This window comes from Microbacterium hydrocarbonoxydans, assembly GCF_000956475.1.
Taxonomy (GTDB): Bacteria; Actinomycetota; Actinomycetes; order Actinomycetales; family Microbacteriaceae; genus Microbacterium; species Microbacterium hydrocarbonoxydans_A.
On sequence record NZ_JYJB01000007.1, the window covers coordinates 49,572 to 75,838 of the forward strand.

Annotated in this window: 24 protein-coding genes; 13 read left to right on the forward strand and 11 right to left on the reverse strand. The window is 68.3% G+C overall.

Features of this window, described 5'->3' with window-relative positions; all coding sequences use genetic code 11:
- Window positions 1-12: 12 nt before the first annotated feature.
- The 5 genes from RS84_RS05150 (at window position 13) to RS84_RS05170 (ending at window position 3,722) form a co-directional block, all read left to right on the forward strand.
- Window positions 13-867 (forward strand): ABC transporter ATP-binding protein, encoded by an 855-nt coding sequence (locus RS84_RS05150; RefSeq protein WP_045256711.1) that lies wholly within the window; start codon window positions 13-15, stop codon window positions 865-867.
- Entirely contained in the window at window positions 864-1,553 is a 690-nt protein-coding gene (locus RS84_RS05155; protein WP_045256712.1) for an ABC transporter permease, read from the forward strand. Before RS84_RS05150 ends, RS84_RS05155 begins: the two co-directional genes overlap by 4 nt.
- Complete coding sequence (locus RS84_RS05160) at window positions 1,550-2,272, forward strand: ABC transporter permease (RefSeq protein ID WP_045256713.1); 723 nt, start codon at window positions 1,550-1,552, stop codon at window positions 2,270-2,272. Before RS84_RS05155 ends, RS84_RS05160 begins: the two co-directional genes overlap by 4 nt.
- 47 nt (window positions 2,273-2,319) lie before the next feature.
- The gene (locus RS84_RS05165) at window positions 2,320-3,243 is read left to right on the forward strand and encodes an ABC transporter substrate-binding protein (protein WP_045256714.1); all 924 of its coding nucleotides are present in this window, start codon (window positions 2,320-2,322) and stop codon (window positions 3,241-3,243) included.
- A gap of 113 nt (window positions 3,244-3,356) precedes the next feature.
- Window positions 3,357-3,722: a hypothetical protein gene (locus RS84_RS05170; protein ID WP_045256715.1), complete on the forward strand. Its 366-nt coding sequence runs from the start codon at window positions 3,357-3,359 to the stop codon at window positions 3,720-3,722.
- A gap of 75 nt (window positions 3,723-3,797) precedes the next feature.
- On the opposite strand, the gene RS84_RS05175 is transcribed toward RS84_RS05170, so the two are convergent.
- Together RS84_RS05175 and RS84_RS05180 are read right to left on the reverse strand one after the other, a co-directional pair.
- Window positions 3,798-5,963 carry an alpha-galactosidase gene (locus tag RS84_RS05175; protein WP_082062058.1) on the reverse strand — a complete coding sequence of 722 codons (2,166 nt, stop codon included), beginning with the start codon at window positions 5,961-5,963 and terminating at the stop codon, window positions 3,798-3,800.
- Between the two features lie 133 nt (window positions 5,964-6,096).
- Entirely contained in the window at window positions 6,097-7,191 is a 1,095-nt protein-coding gene (locus tag RS84_RS05180; RefSeq protein WP_235281389.1) for an ROK family transcriptional regulator, read from the reverse strand.
- 233 nt (window positions 7,192-7,424) lie between these two features.
- Here RS84_RS05180 and RS84_RS05185 point away from each other — a divergent pair, with 233 nt between their 5' ends.
- The 4 genes from RS84_RS05185 (at window position 7,425) to RS84_RS05200 (ending at window position 12,723) form a co-directional block, all read left to right on the forward strand.
- Entirely contained in the window at window positions 7,425-8,714 is a 1,290-nt protein-coding gene (locus tag RS84_RS05185; protein ID WP_045256981.1) for an ABC transporter substrate-binding protein, read from the forward strand.
- A 66-nt stretch (window positions 8,715-8,780) separates the two neighbouring features.
- Window positions 8,781-9,740, forward strand: coding sequence for a carbohydrate ABC transporter permease (locus RS84_RS05190; RefSeq protein ID WP_045256716.1), 960 nt, complete (start codon window positions 8,781-8,783; stop codon window positions 9,738-9,740).
- Window positions 9,737-10,660, forward strand: a complete 924-nt coding sequence (locus tag RS84_RS05195; RefSeq protein ID WP_052676227.1) for a carbohydrate ABC transporter permease — start codon at window positions 9,737-9,739, stop codon at window positions 10,658-10,660. Before RS84_RS05190 ends, RS84_RS05195 begins: the two co-directional genes overlap by 4 nt.
- A gap of 29 nt (window positions 10,661-10,689) precedes the next feature.
- Window positions 10,690-12,723 (forward strand): beta-galactosidase, encoded by a 2,034-nt coding sequence (locus tag RS84_RS05200; RefSeq protein WP_045256717.1) that lies wholly within the window; start codon window positions 10,690-10,692, stop codon window positions 12,721-12,723.
- 16 nt (window positions 12,724-12,739) lie between these two features.
- On the opposite strand, the gene RS84_RS05205 is transcribed toward RS84_RS05200, so the two are convergent.
- Window positions 12,740-13,939: an AI-2E family transporter gene (locus tag RS84_RS05205; RefSeq protein ID WP_045256718.1), complete on the reverse strand. Its 1,200-nt coding sequence runs from the start codon at window positions 13,937-13,939 to the stop codon at window positions 12,740-12,742.
- Between the two features lie 43 nt (window positions 13,940-13,982).
- On the opposite strand from RS84_RS05205, the gene RS84_RS05210 reads away from it, so the two are divergent.
- The 3 genes from RS84_RS05210 to RS84_RS05220 all read left to right on the forward strand — a co-directional run bounded on the left by RS84_RS05210 (window position 13,983) and on the right by RS84_RS05220 (window position 16,473).
- On the forward strand, window positions 13,983-14,282 hold the full coding sequence (locus RS84_RS05210) for a chorismate mutase (RefSeq protein ID WP_045256983.1): 300 nt from the start codon (window positions 13,983-13,985) through the stop codon (window positions 14,280-14,282).
- A 136-nt stretch (window positions 14,283-14,418) separates the two neighbouring features.
- Window positions 14,419-15,585, forward strand: a complete 1,167-nt coding sequence (locus RS84_RS05215) for an ROK family protein (RefSeq protein WP_045256719.1) — start codon at window positions 14,419-14,421, stop codon at window positions 15,583-15,585.
- A 33-nt stretch (window positions 15,586-15,618) separates the two neighbouring features.
- A complete protein-coding gene (locus RS84_RS05220) occupies window positions 15,619-16,473 on the forward strand; it encodes a hypothetical protein (protein WP_045256720.1) in 855 nt (284 codons plus the stop codon).
- A 43-nt stretch (window positions 16,474-16,516) separates the two neighbouring features.
- On the opposite strand, the gene RS84_RS05225 is transcribed toward RS84_RS05220, so the two are convergent.
- The 5 genes from RS84_RS05225 to RS84_RS05245 form a co-directional block, all read right to left on the reverse strand.
- On the reverse strand, window positions 16,517-17,296 hold the full coding sequence (locus tag RS84_RS05225; RefSeq protein WP_052676228.1) for a hypothetical protein: 780 nt from the start codon (window positions 17,294-17,296) through the stop codon (window positions 16,517-16,519).
- Between the two features lie 371 nt (window positions 17,297-17,667).
- Window positions 17,668-20,178, reverse strand: a complete 2,511-nt coding sequence (locus RS84_RS05230; RefSeq protein WP_045256721.1) for a CHAT domain-containing protein — start codon at window positions 20,176-20,178, stop codon at window positions 17,668-17,670.
- Between the two features lie 118 nt (window positions 20,179-20,296).
- A complete protein-coding gene (locus tag RS84_RS05235; RefSeq protein ID WP_045256722.1) occupies window positions 20,297-21,850 on the reverse strand; it encodes a S8 family peptidase in 1,554 nt (517 codons plus the stop codon).
- Between the two features lie 54 nt (window positions 21,851-21,904).
- Complete coding sequence (locus RS84_RS05240) at window positions 21,905-22,360, reverse strand: hypothetical protein (protein ID WP_045256723.1); 456 nt, start codon at window positions 22,358-22,360, stop codon at window positions 21,905-21,907.
- Window positions 22,357-22,965, reverse strand: a complete 609-nt coding sequence (locus tag RS84_RS05245) for an RNA polymerase sigma factor (RefSeq protein WP_235281390.1) — start codon at window positions 22,963-22,965, stop codon at window positions 22,357-22,359. The genes RS84_RS05240 and RS84_RS05245 overlap by 4 nt, the downstream gene beginning before the upstream one ends.
- Before the next feature lie 259 nt (window positions 22,966-23,224).
- Between RS84_RS05245 and RS84_RS05250 the strand changes: the two genes are divergently transcribed.
- Window positions 23,225-23,443, forward strand: coding sequence for an SCO4848 family membrane protein (locus RS84_RS05250; RefSeq protein ID WP_045256725.1), 219 nt, complete (start codon window positions 23,225-23,227; stop codon window positions 23,441-23,443).
- Between the two features lie 145 nt (window positions 23,444-23,588).
- Here the strand turns inward: RS84_RS05250 and RS84_RS05255 are convergent, their stop codons facing one another.
- From RS84_RS05255 to RS84_RS05265, 3 genes are all read right to left on the reverse strand, one after another.
- The gene (locus tag RS84_RS05255; protein WP_045256726.1) at window positions 23,589-24,389 is read right to left on the reverse strand and encodes a MerR family transcriptional regulator; all 801 of its coding nucleotides are present in this window, start codon (window positions 24,387-24,389) and stop codon (window positions 23,589-23,591) included.
- 236 nt (window positions 24,390-24,625) lie between these two features.
- Entirely contained in the window at window positions 24,626-25,246 is a 621-nt protein-coding gene (locus tag RS84_RS05260; protein WP_045256727.1) for a bifunctional 4-hydroxy-2-oxoglutarate aldolase/2-dehydro-3-deoxy-phosphogluconate aldolase, read from the reverse strand.
- 59 nt (window positions 25,247-25,305) lie between these two features.
- Window positions 25,306-26,214 carry a sugar kinase gene (locus tag RS84_RS05265; protein WP_045256985.1) on the reverse strand — a complete coding sequence of 303 codons (909 nt, stop codon included), beginning with the start codon at window positions 26,212-26,214 and terminating at the stop codon, window positions 25,306-25,308.
- Window positions 26,215-26,267: the final 53 nt, after the last annotated feature.

Sequence of the window (26,267 nt, forward strand, 5' to 3'; positions counted from 1 at the left end):
CGGGAGACCGCCTTGATCGAGTTCCGCAACGTCACGAAGCGATTCCCCGACGGGACGCTCGCCGTGAACGACTTCAGCCTCGTGCTGCCCTCGCGAAAGACGACGGTCTTCGTCGGATCGTCGGGATGCGGCAAGACCACTCTGCTGCGCATGATCAACCGCATGGTCGAGCCGACCTCGGGTGACGTCGAGATCGACGGAGAGAGCGTGCTCGGCGGCGATCCTGTGAAGCTGCGCCGCAGCATCGGCTATGTCATGCAGAACTCCGGCCTGATGCCGCACTTCAGCGTGATCGACAACGTGTCGACCGTGCTGCGGCTCAACGGCGTGAGTCGCGCGGCCGCTCACGATCGAGCGCGAGAGCTCCTCGACACGGTGGGTCTCGATCGCTCTCTCGCCGACCGTTACCCGAGCCAGCTGTCCGGCGGACAGCAGCAGCGCGTGGGGGTGGCCCGAGGGCTGGCGGCCGATCCCAACATCCTGCTGATGGACGAGCCGTTCGGCGCAGTCGACCCCATCGTGCGAGCCGATCTGCAGCAGGAGACGAGTCGACTGCAGCGAGAGCTCGACAAGACCGTGGTCTTCGTCACGCACGACATCGATGAGGCCTTCCTGCTCGGCGACCAGGTCGTGATCCTCGACAAGGGCGCCCGCATCGTTCAAGTCGGCAGCCCCAGCGAGATCATCGAGAACCCGGCCGACGACTTCGTCGCGGCATTCATCGGCGCCGACCGCGGGCGCCGCGCACTGAGCCTCAAGCAGACGCCGCGCGGACTCGTGGTGGTCGACTCCGAGGGGCGGACGCAGGGTGCGATCGTCGGGTCGGATGCCGCGGCGCCTGCGCCGGTCGATGGAGCCGCGCCATGAACTGGGTCGTCGACAACCTCGGGCTGATCCTCCAGCTGACGGCGATCCACCTGCAGCAGAGCGTCATACCGATCGTGCTCGGCTTCGTCCTGTCGCTGCCACTCGGATGGGTCGCGTGGCGCTACCGGTTGGTGCGCGGGCCTGTCATCGTGCTCACGGGTCTGCTCTACACGATCCCCTCGCTCGCGCTGCTGATCCTGCTTCCGGCGACCCTCGGCTATTCCGCCATCAGCGCGCCCAATCTGATCATCGCGCTCACGATCTACGCCGTTGCGATCCTCGTGCGGGCCGTGGCTGACGGCCTCGACTCGGTCGACGACGACGTGCGACAGGCGGCCACAGCCACCGGCTTCGCTCCGTTCCGCCGGTTCTGGGCGGTGGAGTTCCCGCTCGCAGGCCCCGTGATCCTCGCCGGACTCCGGGTCACGGCGGTGAGCACCATCTCGCTCGCGACGGTCGGCATCCTGATCGGCGTCACCAATCTCGGCTACCTCTTCACGAACGGTCTCGAGCGCCGCATCATCGCCGAGGTGCTCGCCGGCGTCATCGCGGTCGTGGTCATCGCGCTGCTGTTCGACCTGGTGCTCATGCTGGTCGGTCGAGCCCTGATGCCGTGGACCCGTGCGAACTCGGCGGCGGCGCAGGGCGCCTCGGCTCACGCCATCACGACGAGGGCCGCCGCATGAACCTCTTCGCCGAGGCCATCGCCTGGATGCTCGCACCCGCGCAGTGGACGGGCAACTACGCGTTACCGAAGCTGCTGGGCGAGCATCTCGCGCTGACCGCGATCTCGGTCCTCATCGCCGCAGCGATCGCGCTGCCGATCGGATGGGTCATCGGCCACACGGGCAGGGGGCGCGAGATCGCGGTCGCGGTCTCGGGTGCCGCGCGGGCGATCCCCGCATTCGGTCTCATGGTGCTGCTCGTGCTGCTTCTCGGTGTGCTCCGCATCCCCGAGGCGGCGATCATCACCTTCGTGCTGCTCGCCATACCCTCGCTCCTCGCCGGCGCCTATACGGGTCTCGAGGCGATCGACCGGCGCGTGATCGACTCGGCGCGCGCGATGGGCATGACCGAGTGGCAGATCTTCTTCAAGGTCGAGCTTCCGCTGGGCCTGCCGTTGCTGCTCGGCGGCATCCGCTCCGCGCTCCTGCAGGTCATCGCGACGGTGACCATCGCGGCATACGTCAACCTCGGCGGCCTCGGCTGGCCGATCATCCAGGGCATCCCGCTGCGTCGCTTCGACCAGGTGCTCGCCGGCGCGATCATCGTCGCCGTGCTGGCGCTCGTGGTCGATCTGCTTCTCGCGGCCGCCCAGCATGCGGCGGTTCCCGCGGGTCTGCGTCCCCCGCGGGCGGTGCGCCGCCGTTCCGCAGCGCCGGTCGCCGCATCCGCTCCCGCCTGATCCTTCACAGCATCCGAAATCCCCGCACTCCCAGAGAAGAGGAAGTCATGTTCACAGCACGAGGCAAGCGCTCCGCCTTCGCGGTCGGCCTGGTGGCCGCCGCAGCACTCGCCCTGTCGGCCTGCAGCTCGAGCAATCCGCTCGACGAGCCGTCCGATGCCGGTTCCGGCTCGGGCGACAGCGACACGATCGTCGTCGGCTCGCAGGCGTATTACTCGAACGAGATCATCGCCGAGATCTACGCCCAGGCGCTCGAGAACGCCGGGTTCACGGTCGAGAAGAAGCTCAACATCGGCCAGCGCGACGCGTACATGCCCGAGGTCGAGTCGGGCGACATCGACGTGTTCCCCGAGTACACCGGCAGCCTGCTCGAGTACCTGTCGAAGGACGGCACCGACGTCACGAGCCCCGACGACGTGTACGCGGCACTGAAGGATGCGCTCCCGAAGGAGCTGACCGCTCTCGACTACGCCGAGGCGTCCGACCAGGACACCTACACGGTGCTCAAGAGCTTCGCCGACGAGAACGGGCTGAAGACGATCGCCGACCTGGCGAAGGTCACGACCCCGGTGACGATCGGCGCGGCGCCGGAGTTCGAACAGCGGCCGTACGGTCCCGCGGCGGCCAAGGAGGTCTACGGCGTCGACCTCGCGTTCTCCGCGACCGGTCAGACGACACTCGAGTCGCTGCTGGCGGGCCAGATCCAGGTGGCCGATATCTACACGGCAGACCCTGCCTTCCAGACCGAGGACATCGTCGCGCTCGAGGACCCGGAGAACCTGATCCTCGCCTCGAACGTCGTGCCGATCGTGTCGAGCGACATCGCCGACGACGTCTCCGACGTGCTCAACGCGATCAGCGCCAAGCTCACGGCCGAGGAGCTCGTCGGGCTCAACGTGCAGAGCACGGTCGACCAGAAGTCCTCGGCCGACATCGCCAAGGCCTGGCTCGAGGAGCAGGGTCTGGTCTGATCGAACCGGAAGGGGCCTTCGGATGACCATCCGAGGGCCCCTTCCGTGTGCGTGCGGTGCGACCAACGGCGCGGGCCTGGGAGAATGGCGACCATGGCAACGGACACATCGGCATGATCTCGAAGCGCGATCTCGCCCAACGGCTCGACATCTCCCTGGAGATGGCCGAACGTCACGGTTTCGGCGACGGCGCGAGCGAGTCCGAGCTCGCGGCGCTCGAGCAGGATCCGCCCGCATGGCTCGTCCAGTCCCGATCGAACCGCAAGAAGGGTGCGCGCCCTGTCTGGGTCACGTTGACCTGCGATGTGTGCGGCTTTTCCGAGACGGCGAGGCCGAAGAAGTGGTGGCCCGAGTTCACCTACGTGTTCTGCCGCCAGCACTCAGCCGACGAACTTCCGAAGCCGGCCGCCGGGCTGCATCGCGGTTATTTCGAGGGTGTCGGAAGCCGGTTCGTCGGCGTCGTGGACCAGGGTCTCTGACCCCCGCTCGATCGCGCGAAGCGTCCCGCACTCCGGGATGAGGCCTTCTGCGCTGTGGGGAACGAGGAGCACGATTCAGGCTTCGCTCGCGGCCGGTACTTTCTCGAGCTCGAGTACCAGAGCCTGGCCCGGCCCGAGCAGGGGGAGGCGCACGCCTCGATGTGCCAGGGCGGCGCCGGTGAGGATGGCCTGTCCGCGCTCCATCCACGGCGGACGGGTGGGCTCGATCGACCGAGGCAGCCGCAGCTCAGGCACCGGGCGCACCAGATACTCCGCAGCGGGATCGAGTTCCGGCAACCGAAGCAACCGCGGGAGTGCGCGATCGGAACTGGCGATCCGTGCGACGCGAACAAGGGCGCGGCTCCTGTCGTGTGCAGTGACGGACGTGATCCGGATGCCATCATCGCCTCCCTCGAGATGGGCGAGCACACCCGAGTGAAGGAGGCCACGGAGGCGCCGGTATGCGGCGATGGCGTCGCGAAGCTGCTCCAACTCGTCCGGCGAGCACTGCGAGATGTCCCATTCGATCCCGAACGAACCGAAGAGCGCCACGGCGATCCTGAGGCCCAGCGTCGTCTCGCGCCCGGTGGTGTGAGTCGACGGAGGCCCCACGTGCGAGCCGATCAGCTCGAGGGGGATGAGCAGTTCGGTCCATCGTTGGATGTCGAGGCGTTCGATGGGGTCGTTCGTGTCGGAGGCCCACACTCGATCCGTGTGCTCCAGGATCCCGAGGTCGACGCGAGCACCGCCTGATGCGCACGACTCGATCTCGAGTCCAGGATGCCGTAGGCGCAGGGCTTCCAGTAGCGCATACACCGCGATCGTCTGGCGATGCACTGCCGCCCGACCCTCGTGCACGGCCTCGATGAGGTCACGATTCTGATCCCACTTGATGTAATCGAGTTCGTACTCCGTGACCAGCCGTGAGATCGAGTCCAGGAGATAGTCGAACACGGCGGGGTTGGCGACGTCGAGCACGTACTGGTGCCGCCAGCTCCGCACACCGGCAAGGTGGTCCTGCAGCAACCATTCGGGGTGCTCACGCGCGAGGTCGGAATCGATGTTCACCATCTCGGGTTCGAACCAGAGGCCGAACTGCATCCCGGCCCGGCGCACATCATCAACGAGTGGGTGCAGACCATCCGGCCAGATGACCGGGTCGACGCTCCAATCGCCGAGACCGGCCCGGTCATGTCGACGCCCACGAAACCAGCCGTCGTCGAGGACGAAGCGCTCCACGCCGATGTCTGCCGCAATGCGGGCGAGAGCGCGCAGAGGCTCGAGGTCGTGCTGGAAGTAGACCGCCTCCCAGGTGTTCAGCGTGACGGGGCGAACCGCAGGATGGCCCGCCCGCGATCGGAGCGAGGCGTGGAGCCGGTCTGCGACACCATCGATTCCTCGATTGCTCCACACGAAAGCGGTTGGAGGGGAGACGAATCGGGCCCCCGGTGCCAGGACGATCTCGCCGGCTCGGAGGAGCGGCCCGGCGCCGATGAGAGTGCTCGCTTCCGGCAGCGCGTCGTAACGGTATACGGCATCCGCGCTCCAAGCGAGGTGCACCGCCCACACCTCCCCGGACCTGTTGTCGAAGGCGCGCGTTCCCACGGTCAACAGCATCGGAGAATCGTGACCGGTGCGGCCTCGCCGGGTTTCGCGGACGCGGCTCCCCTCCAACAGCCGACTGCGTTGCGGGCTGCGCTCCCGAGTCCAGCGACCCGAGAAATCCAGGGCTTCGCTTGCGAGATCTCCGACAGGCATGGTCGCTTCCAACGCGACGAGATCGAGGTCGTCGTCACCTGTGTTGACCAGCTCATGCGTCACGCGAAGGACCCCGGCATCATCGAGCAGGAACTCGATGATGAGTCGGAGATCCTCGTCGATGGCGGTCACTCTCAGGCGGTCATCGTCGGAGACCACCTCGGTCGTACGCCACCTCGGAAGAGCCGCCTTGCCGGATCGGTGTGCCGCGAATCCGGGGCGTCCTTCCCAGCCCTCATGTTCGCCGGGAAGGACGGTCACGGGCCATTCGCTGTCGAGGGCGCTGGGCGACACCTGTCTGCGGGTCGAAAGTACCAGTTCATCGGCATCCATCGTGCCGAGGGGTGCGCCCCAGTGCACGACCTCCGGCAGGCCCTCAGACAGAGCGAAGACGACTTCGACGCCTCCCCGGTGCAGCACGTGGTGTCTTGAGGTGACAGGCAGCTCGTCCGTGTGATCGCGACCCTGCGAGATCAGAGTCATTCGATCAGCGCCTTCACGTTGTCATAGTCCGCCAGCACTGAGATCTCCTTCGATGTTCTGGGGACTACGAAGGTCCCAGCATCAAAGCATGGGCGCAATGAGTACGTTTGTCAACAAATGAAACTAAGAACGACTAGAAGCGGAGTACGGTGCGGATCCCGACCACAGCGGCAGCGCGCGCCCATTCGTTGAACTGGAACGGCTGGACATCGAGGACGATCGGCTCGGAGCCCGTGCTCAGAACCTCATCGATCGTGGTGCGGATCTCACTCTCCGCCAATTCCCAGACCGCGAGGCCGTCGCCCGTGAGGATGATCTTCTCCGGGTCGAACCCGTTGGCGACGGTGGCGATGAGCGTTCCGAGCGCAACACCGGCATCGCGGAACGCTCGCACCGCTGCCGGCTGCCCGGCACGCCCCAGCGCGACGGCGGCGGGGTAGTCCGCAGCGAGACCATGCAGCGCGCGGACGATCGAGCCGTTGGTGAGATAGACGGAAGCGCATCCGCGATGACCGTCCGCACACAGCGGTCCCGCGTTGTCGATTTTCAGGTGATCCAGGCGACCCGCTCTGCCGTGCGATCCCGTCACCAGCCGGTCTCCGATGGAGAAACCGAATCCGATTCCGGTGCCGACCGTGACCAGCGCCAGCGACGAGCACCCTGCTCCTGCCCCGAACCACTGCTCGGTGGCGGTCAGGGCCCTGACATCGTTCTCGGTGGCTACGGGAATACCCAGTTCATCGGTCAGAATCCGGGCCAGAGGAACATCCTTCCACCCGAGGAAGGGAGAGTCGACGATCATCTTCCGATCCTGCGTAAGGTCCCCGGCTATGCACACTCCGCCGGCGACGATGTCGTCGAAAACCTCGGCGAATCCCGCGAAGACGGCGGCGATGCGCGCGACGACGTCCGATGGCTCCCGGGAGACCAGCCGTTCCTCAGCGGTCGCGATCTCGCGGGCGCTGAGATCCGTGACAGCGGCGAAGATCGTGTCGCCGGTCAGCTTCACGCCGAAGAAGTGCCGCCCAGGCGGCGCGATCTCGAACAGCTCGCTCGGGCGGCCGGTCCACGCCCGCTGCTCGATGGCCCCCTCGACGATCAGTCCGTGCTCCACGAGAGTGCGAGTGACGCGCGTCAGGCTAGCGCGCGAGACGCCAAGACGGCGGGCGATCTCCGCCCGCGGTAGCGGGCCGTGGATGAGAACCTCGCGCAGCGCTCCGCGCTCCACGTGATTCAGCGTCGGCCAGGCACGAGATCGACTCCCAGCAGCCTGCGGAGATTCTGTCGTCATCGGTGTCCCACCCTCGCTTGTCTCCATCATGGCGCATCGAACGATTTATGCGAAGTTCGTTTCACCTGTTGACAAACAAAGCGTGGCGATGTCAACCTGTGGTGGCCGGATCGGGTCCGGTGCCAATGCCGGAGCAGAACCGGCTCACGCAGCTGTCAAAGGAGATGTTGATGCGCATTCATCGACCGATCGCCGTCCTGGTGACGGGATTGACCATCGCCGGCCTCGCCGGCTGTTCGGGGTCCGGGGAGTCAGCGGACGGGCCGATCGAGCTCGAGTACTGGGCCTGGACGGCGCAATCGCAGGCCGTCGTCGACCAGTGGAACAAGGAGAATCCTGATATCCAGGTCAAGTACACCGATGCGGGGGGCGGCACGGACTCCTCGACCAAGCTGCTGACCGCGACCCGAGCGGGCAACGCCCCGGACGTCGCCCTCGTGGAGTACACGACGCTTCCGGCCCTGGTCGTTGCCGATGTGCCGACGGAGATCACAGACTACGTCGATGACATCCAGGACGCGTTCACCGAGGGAACCTGGGCCCAGACGACGTTCGACGGAGCCGTCTACGGCATCCCGCAGGACGTCGGGCCCATGGCGACCATCTACCGTGCTGACCGGTTCGCAGAGCTCGGCGTCACACCCCCGACCACCTGGGCGGAGTTCCGCACCGCCGCCGAGGCGATCAAAGCGGCTGACCCCGCCTCCGTGATCGCCGCTCTGCCTCCCACCGAGTTCGGGTTCTGGGCAGGAGTGGCGACGCAGGCGGGCGGCCGGTGGTGGTCGAGCGAAGGAGACGAATGGACCGTCGGCATCGCGGACGAGGCGTCATTGGAAGTCGCGGACTTCTTCGAGAAGCTCGTCGACGACGGTCTGATCAGCACGGATCCGCTGCTCACTCCGGAGTACAACGCCGCGTTGAACGCGGGGACCATGCTCTCCTGGCCGTCTGCTGTCTGGGCGCCTGGCGTCATCGAGAACGTCGCTGCCGACACCAGTGGCGGGTGGGAGATGAGCCCGCTGCCCCGGTGGGACGAAGAGGATCCCGCCGTGCCGTACCAGGGTGGCTCTGCGCTCGTCGTGACGACCAGCAGCGATCACCCGGAGGAAGCCGCGAAGTTCGCCAGCTGGCTGAATGCATCCGAGGAGGGCAACGGACTCCTCGTGAGCGAGCAGTCCCTGTTCCCGGCAGCGATCGTCGGTCAGGAGATGGCGCAGAGCAATGATCCGCCCGCGCTGATGCCGCAGCAGACGGACTTCTACGATCTGGCCGCGGAGATCGCCGGTGAGACGATCCCCGTCATGTGGGGGCCGAATGTGAATCTCGCCCGCACCGTCTTCACCGACGAGCTCCAGAAGGCGATCGACAACGGCACTCCCTGGCGCGATGCCTTCATCGCGACACAGAAGGCTGTGGTCGATGACATGGTCAAGAGCGGATTCAAGGTCACGAACGACTGACGACGGTGGAGGGGCGGACGTCGCCACCCCTTCACCCCCTCAGATCGCTACTGAAAGAAGTGAGGTATGACTTTGGTCACCGCAGCTCCCTCGTCGACGGCGTCTGCCGCCCCGCCTTCGACGTCTCGACGGCCGAAGGCCCATCGGCTCGCGCCGTATCTGTTCACGACCCCGGCGATCGTGCTCTACATCGTGTTCACGGTGATCCCCGTCCTCTATGCGATCTGGCTCAGCGTGCGTGCCTACCGGGTGCCGGGAGGAGCGCTCGGACGCAAGCAGGAGGTGTTCGTCGGGTTCGAGAACTACGTGGCGGTGCTGCAGGACGACACCTACCTCGCGGGATTCGGAAGGCTGTTCGTCTACGGAATCATCGCGATTCCATTGACTCTGGGGCTCGCTCTGCTCTTCGCACTGCTGCTGGACGCACCAGCGGTGCGTGCCAAGCGGTTCAGCCGCACGGCGATCTTCATCCCTTACGCCGTGCCGGGTGTGGTCGCGGCGTTGCTTTGGGGCTTCATGTACCTGCCCAGCACCAGTCCGTTTTCCTACCTCACTAAGGCTCTGGGATGGGGTCCGATCCCGTTCCTCGATGAAACGGGCATATACCCCTCCTTGGCGAATGTCGCCATCTGGGGCGGCGTCGGGTTCAACATGATCATCATCTACACCTCGCTTCGAGGCATCCCGGCTGAGATCTACGAGTCGGCACGACTGGACGGGGCGACAGAGACCCAGATCGCATGGCGCATCAAGATTCCGCTGGTCGCCCCGGCGCTCGTGCTCACAGGGTTCTTCTCGCTGATCGGAACGGTCCAGCTCTATAGCGAGCCTGCCACGCTGCGGCCGATGACGAGCACGATCTCCGCCAGCTGGGTCCCGCTCATGTCGATCTACCGAGACGCTTTCGGGACCGACAACCTGCCGCAGGCCGCGGCCGCCTCGACACTTCTCGCAGTGGGGACCGTGCTCATCTCGGCGCTCGTCCTCCACCTGGTCAACCGCCGACGCAACGGAGCGCAATCATGACCTCGACGATGACCCGGCCTCCTCGTACCGGCCGTGACGGCGATCCGCGCAGATCCGACCGAGACCTGCGTGCAGGCGCCCGCTCCAGACAGGGAGGCTGGGGCGTCATCCCCACCGTCGTGCTGATCGCAGGGGCGATCTATTGCCTCATCCCGGTGGCATGGGTGTTCATGGCGGCCAGCAAGTCCAAGAGCGAGCTGTTCACGACGTTCAGCTTCTCGCCCGGCAGCGGTCTGTGGGACAACGTCGTCGCACTGTTCACGTACCAGGGCGGTCAGTACCTGCTCTGGTGCCTCAACTCCCTGCTTTACTCGGGCGTGGCATCCGTGCTCTCGGTGCTGGTCTCTGCGATGGCCGGTTTCGCTCTCGCGAAGTACACGTTCCGCGGACGCACAGTGATCTTCTTCAGCTTCCTGGTCGGCATCCTGATCCCAGGCATCGTGCTGGCCGTTCCGCAGTACTTGCTGATGTCCGGCGTCGGTCTCGCGGGTACTCAATGGTCGGTGCTGCTTCCGAGCATCGTGAGTCCGTTCGGGATCTACCTGTGCCGTGTGTACGCGATGTCGGCGGTGCCGCAGGACACTCTGGAGGCTGCCCGCATCGACGGCGCAGGCGAATGGCGGATCTTCCGGATGATCGTGCTGCCCCTGATGGTACCCGGAATGGTTACCGTCTTCCTGCTGCACTTCATCGGCACCTGGAACAATTTCCTGCTGCCGTTCATCATGCTTTCCGACCAGGATCTGTACCCGCTCACCGTGGGCCTCTTCACCCTGCTGTCCAAAGGCTCCAGCACGCCGGCACTGTACTCCGTCGCCATCACCGGGGCCGCGATATCCATCATCCCTCTAGTCGCCCTCGTCCTGTCGTTGCAGCGGTACTGGCGGCTGGATCTGATCTCAGGCGGGATCAAGGGCTGATGCCACCGAATCGACACGAAGGACGCCACATGTCGCACACGCCCTATTCCCCCGGCACCTTCCTCTTCGGAGGTGACTACAGTCCCGAGCAGTGGCCGCGTGAGACGTGGGCCGAGGATGTCGCGCTGATGGTGCGCGCCAAGGTGAACACCGCCACGATAGGCGTGTTCTCCTGGGCGATGCTCGAGCCGCGCGAAGGGCAGTACGAGACATCCTGGTTGGACGAGGTGATCGACGGGCTCGACGCCGCGGGTATCGGGTTCTTCCTCGCGACTCCGACGGCGTCGCCGCCCCCGTGGTTCACGGTTCAGCATCCGGACGCTCTTCCGCTGCGCGCCGATGGCACCCCGGTGCTGCACGGCTCGAGAGACGCATACGCGATCAGTGCGCCTGCGTATCGCGACGCCTCGCGACGCATCGCGCGGTTCCTAGGAGAGAGGTACGGGAAGCACCCGCGGCTGCGCGGCTGGCACATCCACAACGAGTACGGCACCATCGACTTCGGCCCGCACGCCGCTCGCGCGTTCCGCGAGTGGCTTCGCCGGAGGTACGGCACGCTCGACGCTCTCAACGCGGCGTGGTACACGGCCTTCTGGTCTCAGCGGTACGGTGCGTGGGACGAGATCCTCCCGCCGATTCAGACGCAGTACCTGCACAATCCGAGTCAACTCGTCGACTTCAGGCGCTTCAACTCCGACGAGATGCTCGCCGCCTACTCGGAGCAGAAGGATGAGATTCGTGCAACTGGTTCGACGGCGCCGATGACCACCAACTTCATGCTCCCGACCTGGAATCATCTCGAGCAATGGTCCTGGAGCGAGGCTCAGGACTTCGTGTCACTCGATCACTATCTGGATACCGACGGGCCTGATGGTGAGACTCACGTGGCGTACGGCTCAGATCTCGCCAGATCCTGGTCGGGCGGCCCGTGGGTCCTGATGGAGCAGAACGCGACCGGCATCCGTGTCGGAGACCGAACGGTCGTCAAGGAGCCGGAACGAATGATCCGCAACTCCATCGGGTACATCGCTCGCGGGTCGCAGAGCTCCCTGTTCTTCCAGTGGCGTGCGTCGGCGGCGGGTTCCGAGCTCTGGCACGGGGCGCTGGTGCCGCACGCCGGGCCGGACTCCCGCGCATTCGAAGGGGCCGTCACGCTTGGACGCCTGCTCGAGAAGATCTCCGAGGTGGCCGCTCCCCCCGCAGACGGCGTGGTCGTCGAGTCGCAGATCGCGATCGTGTGGGATGCCGAGGGCTGGTGGTCGATGGATACTCCGCACCTGCCGAATGAGGCGGTCGACTACTCAGGGGAGGTTCGGGCCGCCCATCGTGCGCTGTGGCGCGCCGGGCACACCGTCGACTTCGTGCGGCCGGGCGCGGACGCGTCCTCCTATCGGATGCTGGTGGTTTCTGCGTTGTACGCGATCACATCGGAAACGGTGCAGTGGCTCGAGGAGTACGTCCGCGCGGGCGGCGATCTCGTGGTGACCTTCGCATCGGGCCTCGCCGACGAGAACCAGCGCATCGTCGCCGGTGGGTATCCCGGCATGCTCCGGGATCTGCTGGGGGTGCGCAGCGAGCAGATCTTCCCGCGTGCCGAGGGCGAGATCGTGACGATCGGCGGTGGGATGGAATGCTCGTCCTGGACGGAACTGCTCCGCGTCGAAGCAGCCGAAGTAGTCGCCCGATACGAGTCGGGGAACCTCGCCGGGATGCCGGCGGTGACGAGACGAGACCTCGGATCGGGGACGGTGACGTACGTGTCCGCGAAGCTGGTCCAGGAATCCTTGGACGGCTTCCTGGCAGATCTCGCCTCGCGTGCCGGTGTCGTCCCCGTGCTCGAGGGCGCCAGCGCTCTCGGTGTCGAGGCGGTGCGACGTCGAGGTGCAGGGGGCGAGTATCTCTTCCTGCTGCATCACGGCCACCGCGCCGTTCAGATCGATGGCGCGGGCGTCGATCTGCTCAGTGGCGAGGCGGACCGGATTCTGCTGGAACCGGGGCAGGTCGCGGTGATCAGGGAGAGCTCTCGTTCCTGGTCGATCAGTGAGTCGCCCGCCCGCAGTTGAAACAGCGGGGGCGTAACTACACCCGGGCGTCCTGCCGGGGAACCCAGACCTGGTTGATGATGATGAGGATGGATGCCGCGACCGGCACCGCCACGAGCGCGCCGAGGAGTCCGAGCAGCGTGCCGCCGGCGAGGGCGCCGATCACGACCAGCGAACCGGGGATGGAGATCGCGCGGTTCATCACGCGGGGCGTGATCACGTAGGCCTCGACCTGCATGTACACGAGGTAGACGATCCCGAACACCAGCGCGGCGACGGGATTCGTGAACAGCGCGAGCCCGGTGCCGATGATCCAGAACATCACCGATCCCACGAGCGGGATCAGCGTGATGCAGAACGCCACGGTCGCCATCAGCGGCGGGAACGGGAGCCCGAGGAACAGGTAGAGCAGGAACGCGAGCAGTGCGTTGAAGAACGCGAGCACGACCATGCCCATCACGTAGCCGCCGACCGAGTCGGTGATCTGCTCGGTGATCTCTCCGGCCCTGGCGCGGTCGCGCGCAGGGGCGAGCCGCAGGAGCCCGGTCTTGATGCCGGGGAGCGTCGCGACGAAGTAGAGCGTCAGCACCAGCACGACGATGACGCCCGAGACGCCGCTCGCGATGCCGGCGCCGATCTTGAGCGCGCCGCCTCCGATCGCGGCGATGTTGCCCGGATCGGTGAGGAACTTCTGGATGTCGGCGACGAGGTCTTCGAACTGGTCGCCGAACTGCTTCTCGAGCGTCGCGTAGACGTCAGTGCGGGTGAAGTCCTGGATCATCCCCGGAACCGAGCGCACGAAGCTCGCCACCTGGTCGATCACGATCGGCAGGACCATCCACAGGATCAGCCCCACCACCGCGATGAGTCCGAGGATCACGACGACCACGGAGACCGCGCGGGAGAGGCCGCGGCGCTCCAGGAACCGCACGGCGGGGTCGAGTCCGAGAGCTGCGAACAGAGCGAGGGCGATGTAGATCAGCACGGTCGAGAGGCTCGTCACCGCGAGGCCGAGCACGATCGCCGCGAGTCCGCCGAGGGTGACGAGGAAGCCGAACGCGAACGGCTTGTCGATGCGCGTCCAGAACGAACGGCTCGGCGTCATGGGCTCGATCACCACGGGGTGCGCGGTGGCAGCGATCACGAGCTCCTCGACGGGTGGTGCCGCCGCCTCGTCGACGGGGGCGGACGCCGTGACCTGCTCGCTCGCGGACGACGTCGGCTCTTCTCGGCTCATGTGCTCACGATATCGGCCGGCATGGGGACCGTAGAGTATGAGCATGACCGACGCGCTGGACCCGAAAGCCGAACTGCTCCGACTGCGCGCGAGCATCGACAACATCGATGCGGCGCTGATCTTCATGCTCGCCGAGCGCTTCCGCGCGACGCAGCAGGTCGGCCATCTCAAGGCGGAGCACGCCATGCCGGCATCCGATCCCGGGCGCGAGGAGCAGCAGGTCGCGCGTCTGCGCGCCCTGGCCGAGGATGCTCACCTCGACCCCGAGTTCGCCGAGAAGTGGTTCAACTTCGTGGTGGCCGAAGTCATCCGTCATCACACCGAAGCGGCCGAAGGGCGATGAGCTGATCCCCGGGCGGACGACGGTGTGTGCAGCACTCATCCGCCCGGGGCAGTCAACTTAGTTTATTGAATAAACTATGGTCGAGGGTACGCAGTACCCTCACTCCTGTCAACCATTTCTCGACGACGGACCAGCCATGCTGAACAGCGACGACGCTCCAGACACTCAGGCGTCCGTTCGTCGCGCGAACCTCCGCCGTGCACTGCAGCTCGTGTTCCGCGGAGGCGGGGCGCAGACCAGGGCCGGCATCGCGAGGGCCACCGGACTCACGGCGGCCACGGCATCCTCCCTGGTCGCCGAGCTCATCGAGAGCCGCCTCATCGTCGAAGGAGTGCAGGCTGCGAGCACGGGAGGCAAGCGGGCCACGACTCTGAGCGTGGATGCCGGGCATCACCGCATCCTGGTTATGGTGATTCGTCCCACCGATGCCCGTCTCGCGCTGCTGGCGCTCGACGGCACAGAGGTCGATGTGCGCACGGTCGCGTACACCGCAGTGAGCCGGGAGCGGATGCTCGATGAGGCCGTCGCGCGGATCGCTGAGGATCACGGCGATCGGCTGCTCATCGCCGCCGCCCAGCTGCCGGGAACCACCGACGGACGTACCGTGCTCGAGAGCGTGCAGCTCGACTGGCGCGAGGAGCCGCTGGCCGCGCGTCTGGAGAAGCAGCTCGTCGTTCCGGTGCTTCTCGTGAACGACGTCGACGCCGAGGCCATCGCCGAAGCCGCCGGCGAGGCGGAGAGCTCGGGCTATCGGCTGTTCATCCACATCGGCGTCGGAATCGGCGCCGCCGTGACGGTCGACGGTCAGCTGGCTCCCGGTCCCCGCGATCGCGCCGGCGAGATCGGGCATGTGCAGGTCGAGTTCGGCGAGCATGCCCGGCTGTGCCGGTGCGGTCGCCGCGGGTGCCTGGAATCGGCATCGTCCATGACCGCGATGCTGGGTGACGACTTCAGCGACGCGATGGATGAGGACGACATCGCAGCACTCGCCCGGACGGCCGATGGCACTGTCTTCGCCGAAGGAGCGCGTGCGCTTGCGCGCACCGTCAAGCTCGCAGCGGCACTCCTCGATCCGACGGAAGTGGTGATCGGCGGCCCGGTGCGAGCGCTCGGGGAGCCGTTCCTCGATCTCGTGCGGGCAGAGACCGCCTACCTCGCCAGCGGCACGGCATCGGTGCCGGTGCGCTACGCGCGAGGCGGCGCGAATCCGTCGATCGGAGCCGGGCAGCTCGCCCTTTCCTCGGCGCTCGGCGTGGTGTGGAGTGCTGAGCAGCTGTCGTCGGCGAACGCGGATCTGCGCTGAACCGGAGGGCCTCGAGAGGGTAGGGTCGCTCGCATGACAGCCGACCCCACGCTCCTCGACGTCGCGGCCGAACTGTACGCCGGACCGCCGGAGAAGTTCGTCGCCGCCCGCAACGCACAGGCGAAGGCTGTGGCCGATCGCGGCCTGGCAGAGCAGATCACGGCGCTGCGCAAGCCGACCGCAGCAGCCTGGGTCGTCAATGTGTTCGCGACCGAGCGGACATCGCAGCTCGGAGAGGCCCTGCAGCTCGCCGCGGAGCTGCGCGAAGCGCAGGACGACCTCGACGCGGCCGCGCTCGCCGAGTTGGGTCGCCAGCGCCGGGCGCTGACGTCGCGGCTCGCCGCCGAGGCCGCGGCGCTCGCGAAGGCGCGAGGGGCGCGGGTGACGGACGCGACTCTCGAAACGGTGCGGCAGACGATCTCGGCGGCGTTCTTCGACCCGGATGCCGCGGCGGCCGTGGCTTCGGGTCGTCTGGTGCACGACCTCGAGCCGGCTGCGTCGGTCGACCTCGACACTGCAGTCGGGGGAGGCGCTCCGGAGGCGCCGGCATCTGCTCCCCGGCCTGTCGACGAAGTGTCCGCCCGCCGCGAGCTGCGCAAGGCCGAGAGGGTCCTGCATGACGCGGAACAGGCGCACGCGCGCGCGACGCGGGATGCGCAGAAGGCCGAGCGGGATGCGGGGGACGCCGTCGACCGCGCCGATCGGGCGACGGAGCGGATCGCTGAGCTGGAGCGGGAGCTCGCCCGCGCACGCAGGGATGCGCAGTCGGCCGAGAAGGACGCAGCGTCGGCGGAGGCGCGTCAGGATCGGGCCGCCGAGGCCGTCAGTGAGACGGAGGCCGCCGTGACCGCCGCGCGGGCCGCGCTGGATGCGCTGCAGCGCGGATGACGGGTGCGATGAGGAGCGGCATCCGATCGAGGCCGACGGCAGCTCAGGCGCCGTAATCCGCGTTGATGCTGACCTGGGTCTGGTTCGCGCCGCAGGCGTCCAGGATGGTCTCGGTCTGCGGCCTCATGGCCGACATCATGTCTCCCGGAACGCGCTGCGGGTCCCGAAGGATCGGCACGAGAGCTGTGAACGATTCGGCGAGTCGCGAGGACGACTCATCGGCGAGATCAGCGAGAGTGTCGGCCGCGGTGTCGATCCGCTCGTTCCACTCGGCTTCGTCGACATCGTCGTATTGCGCGTATCCGACGTCGGCGTTGAAGATCGCACTGTAGGGGCCGGAGAACGCAGCGCAGTCCTCGGCGATCTCGGGATCGACGACGAACTCGGCGGTCGAAAAACGCGGAGTGACCGACCATGCCACGCCCTCGCGAATCGCGACGGACAGCGCCTTCTCGGTGGTCGCGGTGAGCGGCCACTCGAATGTCGCGTCGCCGCCGCACCTGCCTCTCTGTAACGAGAGTCCCGCGCCGGCGGGATCGCTGATGCCTACCTGGAACGTGGCGTCGCCGGCGCAGTCGACGGTGAGAGTGACCGAGCGGAAGTCTCCCGCCGGGATGGCAAGCGCGACTCCCGGATCCATGGCTGTGCCGGTTCCGGTGATCGCCGGACCGTTCACCGCGACCTCGACGGAGGCGGACTCGGTGGTCGCCGAGGCGGAGGGGGAGGGATCGTCCGCGGGCGGAGCCGCCGTGCATCCGCTCAGCAGGAGAACCGCGCCTGCGATCGTGGCGCCGATGCGCAGAATATTTACGGATGCCGGCATGTCTCCCCCTCGGTCAGGAGATGTCTACCACGTCGTCGGGCGATGCGGGTGCCGCGATCACGGTCATGTGGATGACCACAGGGTCGCAGGCGTCGGCCTCGGCGCGAGGTTGCCCCGGCGGCCGTCCGGCGCGCGGGCCCCCGCGGCCCGTGCAAACCGACGCCCGAGAGCCTCGGGGGTGCCGCGGTTGCAACCGCGGCACCCCCTTTTGGTCGGTGTCCATGTCGTGTCCCTGCACTCCCCAGTGCACAGGTTCCCCAGTTCGACTGCGCCTCCCGCGCTTCGCCCTTCTCGAAGCCCGATCGCTCCGGCACCTTCCGAAGATCAGGAGCGGGCTGCGTCGGATCTGATACATCGAATGGAGAAATTCTTCAGAATCCGCTTCCGTGACACTGGAAGGGGGCGCTGAGGCCGGTGCTGCGCGACGCCGACGCCAGCGCATCGGCGGGTTCGGCGCCCGTCGCGAGCCCGATGTGGAGCGCGGCGAGCAGCTCTCCGGCAACGGAGTCGGCGACTACGACGGGCGCGGCGATCACGCACCGCGTGCCCGCGTGCAGCCACACCCTCGTCATCCCGAGCGCTTCTTCGCCCCACCGCACCGACGACCGGCCGAGTTCGCACGCCGACAGCACGACCGTGGCCGGAGGCTGCGGGATCAGGTCGACGTCGTAGCCGAACAGCGTGCCGTCGACCAGCTCGAGACCCGAGAAGAGGGGATTGTCCGACGCGTGCCGCCCGTGCGCCGCGATGTGCAGCACGTCGCTGCGCGCGGCGAGCTCGGTGAGCGCGGAGACCCGCGCGCGATCGCCGGTCAGCACCTCGGCGGTCGCCCACGCCTCGGCTGCGGTGCGCACCTCGTCTTCCGCGCGCGGCACGCGGGGCCCCGCGGCGAAGCCGGCCAACGGTGCAGAGCGCCGCTGCTGAGCCGGCCGCGCGTCCGCAGCCGAGGCCCGCGCTGAGGGGAGGCGTCGATGGTCGTCGCGTCGCTCGGGGGCAGGATCGAGCCGCGACTCGCGAGCACCGCGTTCCTCGAGCCACCGCGACACCGAGGTCGCCAGCGTGAAGGGGACCCCGTGCAGGCTCGGCAGCATCGCCCACGGGATTCCTGCAAGTACGCCCGGCGCAGTGATCGCGAAGCGACGGGCGATGGCGCGCATCGGCGCGAGCAGTGCGTCGTCCAGCCGCTGCAGTCTGTCGGTGAGCGAGCGCTCGACGGCGACAGCCATCGGGCCACCTCGGGTGAGCGCGGCGACGTCGAGATCGGCGCGCAGCCCGTCGAGGGCGGCCTGCACCCGAGGCCAGTCGAGAGGAACGATCCACGAAGCGGATGCTGTCACCGCGACGCACTGCAACTCCACACCCGTGTACACGTAGGCGAGGATCGCCGTGTCCTCGCCGAGCAGCGCCTGCGCCTGCGCGAGCTCGAGACGATCGTGGGTACCGGATGCCGTAGTGCTCGACCACTGGCGTTCCCGCACCCGGTCGCGCAGTCGCCGCACGCGGGGATCGGCGGTCCAATCGGAGCCGGCGAGGTCGGCGCGCAGCATCCGAAGCTCCGCCAGATCAGCCGAGAACTCGGGGTCTCGCGGCGGGCGCACCGGCGCGACCTGCTGGCTGAGGTGCCTGGCGCGCTCCGACCACTCGAACAGCACGGCCGGATCGCCCGACCGGACGGCCGCTCGCAGCCCTGCGAACACCAGCTCGGTGCTGTGCATCGCGACGGAGGCCTGCAGGTCGAGGGCTCCGAACGACCGCTGCCAGTTCGTGAGCAGGTCGAGGCCCGCGGCGGCGTCGCGTCGCGTCTGAGCATCGCGTCCGGCCATCGACGCACGCACAGCCCGCACCTCGAGGGCGCGCAGCCGCAGAGGTGTCGCCGCATCGTCTGCGACGCGCGGCATCCGCCCTCCGTCGACGAGGCGGGCAGCCAGAGTCAGCGCGGTCGCCTCGGTCTCGAATCCGTCTGCGTGCAGAGCGGATGCGGTGCGCGCGAAGTCTGCGGGGTCGGTGCGGCGTCCCGCGCGCACACGCGCCTCGAGCCGCACAGCCTCCGCGCGGCTGGCCCACGCCGTGTTGCCGAGGGCGGCGAATCGGCGGGCGGCGGTGCGTGCCGTCACCTCGGCGAGCTGCGGGTCGTGGCGGATCTGCGACCGCGCGAGGTGGAACTCGGCCTCGGCCCGCGCCTGCCGCATCCGCTGTGCGCCGAACCGCACAGCGACCTCGGCGAGCAGCGCCTCGGCCTCCGTCGTGAGCCCCGCATCGCGCAGCACCTCGGCGCGGTCCGAGTCGCTGATCGCCGCGGCGAGGTCGCTCGTCGCGGCGATCACGGGTCGAGAGCGCGTCATCAGCGTGAGCGCGGTGACCAGGTCTCCTCCGAGCAGAGCGGCGTAGCCGAGGTTGTGCCGTGCCTCGGCGAGGGAGCCCTCGTCGCCCCCGCTTTCGTAGATCCCGACGGCCCGCTCGAGGTCGGCGATGCAGTCGGTCAGCTGGTGCCGCTGCATCCGCACCACCGAGCGGTTCATCAGCAGATTCGCGAGCTCCGCCGACTCCGAAGACACCGTGTCGATCGCGCGGCTCAGCATGGTCTCGGCGTCGTCGAGCCGCCCCGAATGCAGCAGAAGCGTCCCGAGCTGCCCGGCGAGCACTGCGGAGGTGTCGGTGCTCAGCCCGGGGCGGGCGAGGGCTTCGCGGGAGAGCCGCTCGGCGTCGGCGGGCCGGCCGGTCTGCGCGAGCACGTAGGCGATCGTGCCGTCGATCCGCGCGCGCAGGTCGTCATCGTCGGTGCGAGCGGATGCCGCCGCCAGCGCACGGCGCGCCTGGGCGAACCTGCGCGCGTTGGCCGCCTCGACACCACGACGATGCAGTTCGGCGGCAGAGAGGGGCATGCCCCAAGGATGCCGCTGCGCCGCGTTCGGCGGAAGTGCGCATCTGTCGAACGTTCGGAGGGCGATGCCCGGGGTCGACTGCGGGCGGTCGGGTCATGCGTGAGGTGGGCGCGGCGGATCAGTTCCGCGCGGCAGGCGTCGGCAGCCCCTCCAGCACCTTCTTCACGGCATCCGCTGCGGCATCCGCCCGGACGCCCGCAGGCGGAACCGTGCCCAGCTGCGCGGCGATCCGGCCCGCGACGTACGGGGCCGCGAACGAGGTCCCGCTCCACACCGCGAAGCCGCCGCGATAGTCGTCGGGGTCGAGCGTCTCGCGGTGCAGGCCGTCGAAATCGGCCCTCGACGACGCCTGTTCGCCGCCCATGAACGCCGGCGATGTGCTCACGACAGCGGCGCCCGGTGCGTACACCCGCACCCACGGGCCGACGTTCGAGAACAGCGCGACCGAGCGAGCCGACGGGTTGAGTGCGCCCACCGAGAGCAGGGGAGCGTGGTCGTCGCGAGGGATGCCGTTGTCGGCCCCAGGCCATGCCCACAGCGAGGCCGGGAAGGACGGTCGGTCGATCGCGTCGTTGCCGGCCGAGCAGACGACCACGCAGCCCAGTTCGCGGGCCCTGGTCAGCAGCGCGTTCAGGGTGAGGCTGAAGAGTCCGTCGGCGGGGGTCTCGTGGTAATACCCGAGTGAGAGGTTGAGGACGTCGATCGGGTGGCCGGTGCGCGGGTTCTCGCGGTGCCGGCGCAGCAGCTCGACGACCTGAGCGAGCGCATTCAGGAAGGTGCTCTCGTCAACGACACCGAGCGCGCCGGCGACGCGGATCGACAGGATGTCGGCATCAGGCGCCGTCTGACGGATCAGGCCCGCGATGAACGTTCCATGGCCGGCCACGGCGTCGATCTCGCCGTCGAGCTGCCCGTACAGGTCGGGATAGCGCTCCGGATCGGCGTCATCGGTCAGCCCGAGCGGCACTCCGTCGAGCTCCACCCGCCTCGTGACGATGTCGTCGGGCAGCCACTCGTGCACGCCGCATCCGGTGTCGAGCACCGCGACCACCGCCCGGCGGCCGTTGCGCGGAGCGGGACTGCGCAGCGGCGCCGGCCCGAGCCAGCTCACTGGCTGCCGTGCACCGCGCCCCGGCTGCAGATAGTCCTCGCTGCCGCCGGCTCCCCGTGGGTCTGCCGGGTTCGTTCGCGTGAACGGATTGGTGCGGGTGAACGGGTTGGTCCTGGTGAAGGGATTGAGGCCCACCGGATCTATCGACAGCACGTGCTCGAGGCTCGTGCGGGGCATGGGCGACCGGGAGATCCTGCGTGCGCGCTGCAGCACCCGCCAGGCATCGGGCGCCACGGGCGACTCGCCGCGTGCGGGCTCGTCGGGCGTGATGAGGCGGGCGCGCACGAACCAGGGGATGTCGGCGGTGAGACCTCGGCGCTGTTCCGGCTCATCGATGATCAGCTGCCAGCCGAAGGCGCCTGCCGCCTCGTGCAGGGTGTTGATCTCGCGGTCGTGAGCGCCGTTGTCGTCGTCCTGCGTGATCAGCAGCCGCTCGGGCAGGTAGGCCGTGGGAAATGCACGGATGCCGTCGACGCGTTCCACGTTCGGATCGAGCGCTGTGCCGCGGCGGATCGATCCCTCGGCGCGATCCTGCCACGTCCATCCTTCGGGCTGCTCCATGGGTGGTTCCTCTCCTGGGGGATGCCCCCGGGCGATCGGCGATCGCGGGTGGCGTCAGAGCTCGAACTGCGGTGTCGACAGCGTGCGCTCCTCGCCGTCGACCGCGGTCGTCAGCTGCACTTTCGTGAGGCCGGCGGGGACGTCGTCGAACACGAACCGGCCCGTCTCCGAGGGCACGGTGGAGCGGATGCTGTCGCCTTGGGAGAGCACGATCTCGGCCGATGCGGTGTCGACCCAGCCGTCGACGCGGCGGCTGCCGCTCGCTGTGGTCGTGACGTGCAGCAGGATGCTCGTCGTGCCGTCGCTGAACTGCAGCGTGAGAGCATCCGCTTCTCCCCTCACCGCGCCGAACGGCTGGTCGACGAGGGTGAGCAGCGCGTACTCGGCCGACAGGGATTCTGTCGCGGCGGCCGCGATCATGCGGTCGATCAGGCCAGGGGGCACGGGGTCGACGTCGCTCCACAGCGAGCGGAGCCGTGTGAACAGCTCGGCATCGTCGTGATCGGTCATGACGTGCCTCCCGACGGCTCGAGAAGCACGCGGAGCTTGGTGAGGCATCGCTTGCGCGTCGGGCCGATGCTGCCGATCGGCATGCCGAGCTCGGCGGCGAGAGATGCATAGTCGGGGCGGTCGTCGAACGCGATCACTCGCAGCAGTCGCCGGCAGCGCTCGTCGAGAGCCGTGACCGCGCTCCACAGCCGCCGCCGCTCGTCGCCGACGGTCGCGCGCTCTTCCGCCGACGCCTGAGGAGGCAGCAGCACGTCGAGACCGTCGGCATCCGCCTGGTCCACCCGGCCGTGCGCCTTGCCGACCTTCCACGCTTCGCGGCGTGCGGTGGTGGTGAGCCACGCGGCGACGGCCCGCGGGTCGGACACGCGATCATGCCCGCGCACGAGCTGCAGCCAGGTCGTCTGCACGACGTCCTCGGCGAGTGTGCGCTCGAGGCCGTAGGCGCGCACCACATGCCAGAGCACAGGAGACATCAACCGCACGAGGCCATCCATCGCGCGGCTGTCGCCGTCTCTCCACGCGGCGAAGAACGCTGCGGCCCGCTGCCAGCGCGCCGCCCCGTCTTCCGTCGGATCGAGATCGGCGTCGGGAACGCCGTCGATCATGAGACCCATTGTGATCACACCATGAAGGAGCGCGGCAAGAGCCTCTTGATACGTGTACGCCGTCGAAATACCGATGGGAGTCGTGGGGAGGGGGCGTTCGCGCCCGGCCGCGCATTCCCCTTCGGGGGCCGACACGCCACATCGGGTGACGGAATGCGGAATGCTTCCCCCGATCTGGCGTGTCAACCCCCGGAACGTCAGGGGCTTGCGGGGGAAGGGCGGATGCCGGGACAGATGCTGAGGGGATTAGCGTGGGAGGGTGATCGCCCTCGCCGTCCTGCTCTTCATCAATGCCGTCTTCAACGTCCTCGTCTGGCCGCGCTTCTACAAGCGCGTGTCAAACGACCCGCGGGCGCGCGACGAGCACGGCAGGCCGACCGCCTTCCTGAAGGTGCATGCCGTGCTCATCGCGATCGCACTCGTCCTCGCGCTGGTCTCGGCGCTCGCCGGAGTCGCCGCTCTCACCGGGGCGCTCTGAGCGCTCGCCGTCTGAAAAGTCGGAACCGCGGCGCGACACGCGGTCCCGCGGGGTCGCCCGCGCGGCGTGTCGCGCCGAGACTCCGACGTTTCGCACCTGGGCGAGCCCCGAGAGGCGGCTGAGACCGTGCCCCGCACCGCCCGTCTCAGGCGCGCTCGACGGGCTGCTGCAGCTCTGTGACCCAGTCGGACTGATCCTCCGAGACCGCGCGCACGTACAGCTCCCGGCACGGTCCGCTGGGCACGAAGCCGCGGGCGATGATCTCGGCGTGCACGGCTCCCCAGGTCTCGCGGATGCGGTCCATGGATCCGAGGTGCACACCGCAGATCGCCAACTCGACGGCCGGCAGATCGACCAGGTCGAATCCCTCCCGGCGCTCGCCGCCGTAGGCGTACCCGGCGGTGATCCGCATGCCGTCTTCGGTCAACTCGTACTGGGCGATCGGGGTCGACAGCGCACCGCACTCGTCGCCGAGCACCTTCTCGATGCCCTCGAAGAGCGGGCCGACGGATGCGCCGACCTCGTCTTCGGGCACCGACGCCACGTGCGCGGCCAGGCGCACGGCGGGCAGGGGCTTCTCGATGATCTCGACAGTGGACATCTGGTTCTCGCTCTCTATGAGGTGGAGCCGCCGTTCCACATCGACGAGTCTGGCCGCGGCCACGCGGTGCTCCTCCTCGACCTCGGCCCGGCGCACGCGCAGCATGGCCGCGATGCGGCCGGCGTCGATCCCCTGCTCGAGGATCTGCGCGATGTCGTCGAGGCCGAAGCCGAGCTGGCGCAGGGCGACGATCCGGTGCAGCCGCTCGAGCTGCGATGGGTCGTACGAGCGGTAGCCGCTGGACTCGTCCACGTGGGCGGGCACGAGCAGCCCGGCGGTGTCCCAATGCCGCAGCATCCGGTGGGTCACCTGGCCGATCTGCGCGAACGCTCCGATGGATAACATGTCTCCGTTATCCCGCCTTCCACAGTGTCAGGGTCAAGTCTCCCGCACGAGCGTGTCTGTCCGCGGCATCCGTTCACGTGCGAAACGTCGGATCCGCGCGCCGACACGCCGCGCGCGGGACACTCCGCGACGGGGGCCGTGCGAAAGGTCGGACTTTCGCGCCGACACGCCGCCCCCAGACGCCCCCAGGCGGCGTGTCGCAGCGAGACTCCGACTTTTCGCACGCACCGAGCGCGTCACGGAGCCGTTGAGGATCGAGTCCCGAGCAGCCCGGCGAGGAGCGGAAGCTGCGCCGGGTCTTCCAGCGCGGTCCCGACGGCGACGACGCTCGCGCCGGCATCCAGATACTGCCCGGCGTTCGTGGCGTTCATGCCGCCGGTGGTGACGAAGCGCGCCTGGGGGAACGGTCCGTGCATGGCGGTGAGCCACTGGGGTCCGAGCACCGACGCGGGGAACGCCTTCAGCCAGGTCAGGCCGGACTTCAGGGCGAGTTGCACCTCGCTCGCGGTGGCGACGCCGGGGATGCTGAGCATTCCGGCCTCGTGCGAGGCGCGGACGATCTCCAGGTCCAGCCCGGGGCTGACCGTGAAGGAGGCTCCTGCCGAGGCGGCCTGGGCGATGTGGTCCGGCGTCAACACGGTGCCGGCGCCGACGACCTTGCCTCGCTCGCGAGCCGCCGCAGACACGACGGTCAGGGCCTCGACGTCCTCCGGCGTCTGGATGGGCAGCTCCACGATGTCGATGCCCAGATCCCACGCCGTCGTCGACAACGCGAGACTGCGCTCGACGCCCATCCCGCGCAGGATCGCCATCAGCGGCGCGCCCGCGAAGAGCGCTTCGAAACCGGAGTTGTCCATCGTCTTCCTTCTCTCGTATCCGGCCGCGGCGGCCGGTCTCGTCATCGATTCCGTGGCGGTCAGCTGACGGCATCCGTCCCGCCCGCACCGACCACGTCGTGGGTCGACTGCAGGACGAGGTGCGCCCGCTGGTGTCCGATCTGAAGGCTCTCCTGTGGCGATCGGCCGTCGAGCATGCCGGACAGATAGCCGGCCGCGAACGCGTCGCCCGCTCCGACGGCCTCGACCACGTCGGTCGGGATCGCCGGCACGAACACGACGCCGCGCGCAGAGAACTCGGTCGCGCCGACCGCGCCGTCCTTCACGACCAGGTGCGACGGGGCTGTCACGAGCGCACGCACATCGGCGGCGGTGCGGCAGCCCCACAGCGTCTCGGCCTCGTCGAGTCCGACGAACGCGATGTCGGCCCGATTCGCCAGGGCGAGCAGAACGGGTGCAGCTTCGGATGCCGGCCACAGCGCCGCGCGATGGTTGACGTCGAAGCTCAGCAGTGCGGGGCTCGCGGCGACGCGGTCGATCACGGTGTCGATCATGGCGGCGCAGCTCGCGGAAAGAGCGGGCGTGATGCCGGAGATGTGCACGATCCGTGCGTCTTCGAGCGGCACGTCGGCGAGGGTCTCCGGTGCCATGCGCGAGGCCGCTGAGGCGGCACGGTAGTAGCGCACGCCGTTGCCCGGGTCCTTGAAATACACCCCGGTGGGGGCGTCGGGGTCGAAGCCCACCCAGCGGGTGTCGACGCCATGTGCGGCGACGGCGCGGTGCACGCGATGCCCGAGCACCTCGTCGCCGAGCCGGCTCACCCATGCGGTGCTCTGACCCAGCGTTGCGACGTGCGCGGCGACGTTCGACTCCGCGCCGCCGATGCTCAGCCGTACGTCCTCGGCGTCGGAGAGGGGGGTCGCATCCGCCGGCGTGACGAGGATCATCGTCTCGCCGATCGCGATGAGGGCCGGGGGGACTGCGGTCATGAGAGTCATGATGACCAGCCTGTGCAACGAACGCAACGAGCGTTGCAGCATAT

What these genes read in the sequence shown, in the direction of transcription:
- RS84_RS05240 (WP_045256723.1), bottom strand. Translation starts at nt 22,360, where the DNA reads ATGACCGATCACGACGATGCCGAGCTGTTCACACGGCTCCGCTCGCTG.
- RS84_RS05175 (WP_082062058.1), bottom strand. Translation starts at nt 5,963, where the DNA reads ATGACTCTGATCTCGCAGGGTCGCGATCACACGGACGAGCTGCCTGTC.
- RS84_RS05220 (WP_045256720.1), top strand. Translation starts at nt 15,619, where the DNA reads ATGACAGCCGACCCCACGCTCCTCGACGTCGCGGCCGAACTGTACGCC.
- RS84_RS05230 (WP_045256721.1), bottom strand. Translation starts at nt 20,178, where the DNA reads ATGCCCCTCTCTGCCGCCGAACTGCATCGTCGTGGTGTCGAGGCGGCC.
- RS84_RS05185 (WP_045256981.1), top strand. Translation starts at nt 7,425, where the DNA reads ATGCGCATTCATCGACCGATCGCCGTCCTGGTGACGGGATTGACCATC.
- RS84_RS05245 (WP_235281390.1), bottom strand. Translation starts at nt 22,965, where the DNA reads ATGATCGACGGCGTTCCCGACGCCGATCTCGATCCGACGGAAGACGGG.
- RS84_RS05225 (WP_052676228.1), bottom strand. Translation starts at nt 17,296, where the DNA reads ATGCCGGCATCCGTAAATATTCTGCGCATCGGCGCCACGATCGCAGGC.
- RS84_RS05235 (WP_045256722.1), bottom strand. Translation starts at nt 21,850, where the DNA reads ATGGAGCAGCCCGAAGGATGGACGTGGCAGGATCGCGCCGAGGGATCG.
- RS84_RS05255 (WP_045256726.1), bottom strand. Translation starts at nt 24,389, where the DNA reads ATGTTATCCATCGGAGCGTTCGCGCAGATCGGCCAGGTGACCCACCGG.
- RS84_RS05265 (WP_045256985.1), bottom strand. Translation starts at nt 26,214, where the DNA reads ATGACCGCAGTCCCCCCGGCCCTCATCGCGATCGGCGAGACGATGATC.
- RS84_RS05155 (WP_045256712.1), top strand. Translation starts at nt 864, where the DNA reads ATGAACTGGGTCGTCGACAACCTCGGGCTGATCCTCCAGCTGACGGCG.
- RS84_RS05165 (WP_045256714.1), top strand. Translation starts at nt 2,320, where the DNA reads ATGTTCACAGCACGAGGCAAGCGCTCCGCCTTCGCGGTCGGCCTGGTG.
- RS84_RS05195 (WP_052676227.1), top strand. Translation starts at nt 9,737, where the DNA reads ATGACCTCGACGATGACCCGGCCTCCTCGTACCGGCCGTGACGGCGAT.
- RS84_RS05215 (WP_045256719.1), top strand. Translation starts at nt 14,419, where the DNA reads ATGCTGAACAGCGACGACGCTCCAGACACTCAGGCGTCCGTTCGTCGC.
- RS84_RS05170 (WP_045256715.1), top strand. Translation starts at nt 3,357, where the DNA reads ATGATCTCGAAGCGCGATCTCGCCCAACGGCTCGACATCTCCCTGGAG.
- RS84_RS05260 (WP_045256727.1), bottom strand. Translation starts at nt 25,246, where the DNA reads ATGGACAACTCCGGTTTCGAAGCGCTCTTCGCGGGCGCGCCGCTGATG.
- RS84_RS05200 (WP_045256717.1), top strand. Translation starts at nt 10,690, where the DNA reads ATGTCGCACACGCCCTATTCCCCCGGCACCTTCCTCTTCGGAGGTGAC.
- RS84_RS05205 (WP_045256718.1), bottom strand. Translation starts at nt 13,939, where the DNA reads ATGAGCCGAGAAGAGCCGACGTCGTCCGCGAGCGAGCAGGTCACGGCG.
- RS84_RS05210 (WP_045256983.1), top strand. Translation starts at nt 13,983, where the DNA reads ATGACCGACGCGCTGGACCCGAAAGCCGAACTGCTCCGACTGCGCGCG.
- RS84_RS05190 (WP_045256716.1), top strand. Translation starts at nt 8,781, where the DNA reads ATGACTTTGGTCACCGCAGCTCCCTCGTCGACGGCGTCTGCCGCCCCG.
- RS84_RS05160 (WP_045256713.1), top strand. Translation starts at nt 1,550, where the DNA reads ATGAACCTCTTCGCCGAGGCCATCGCCTGGATGCTCGCACCCGCGCAG.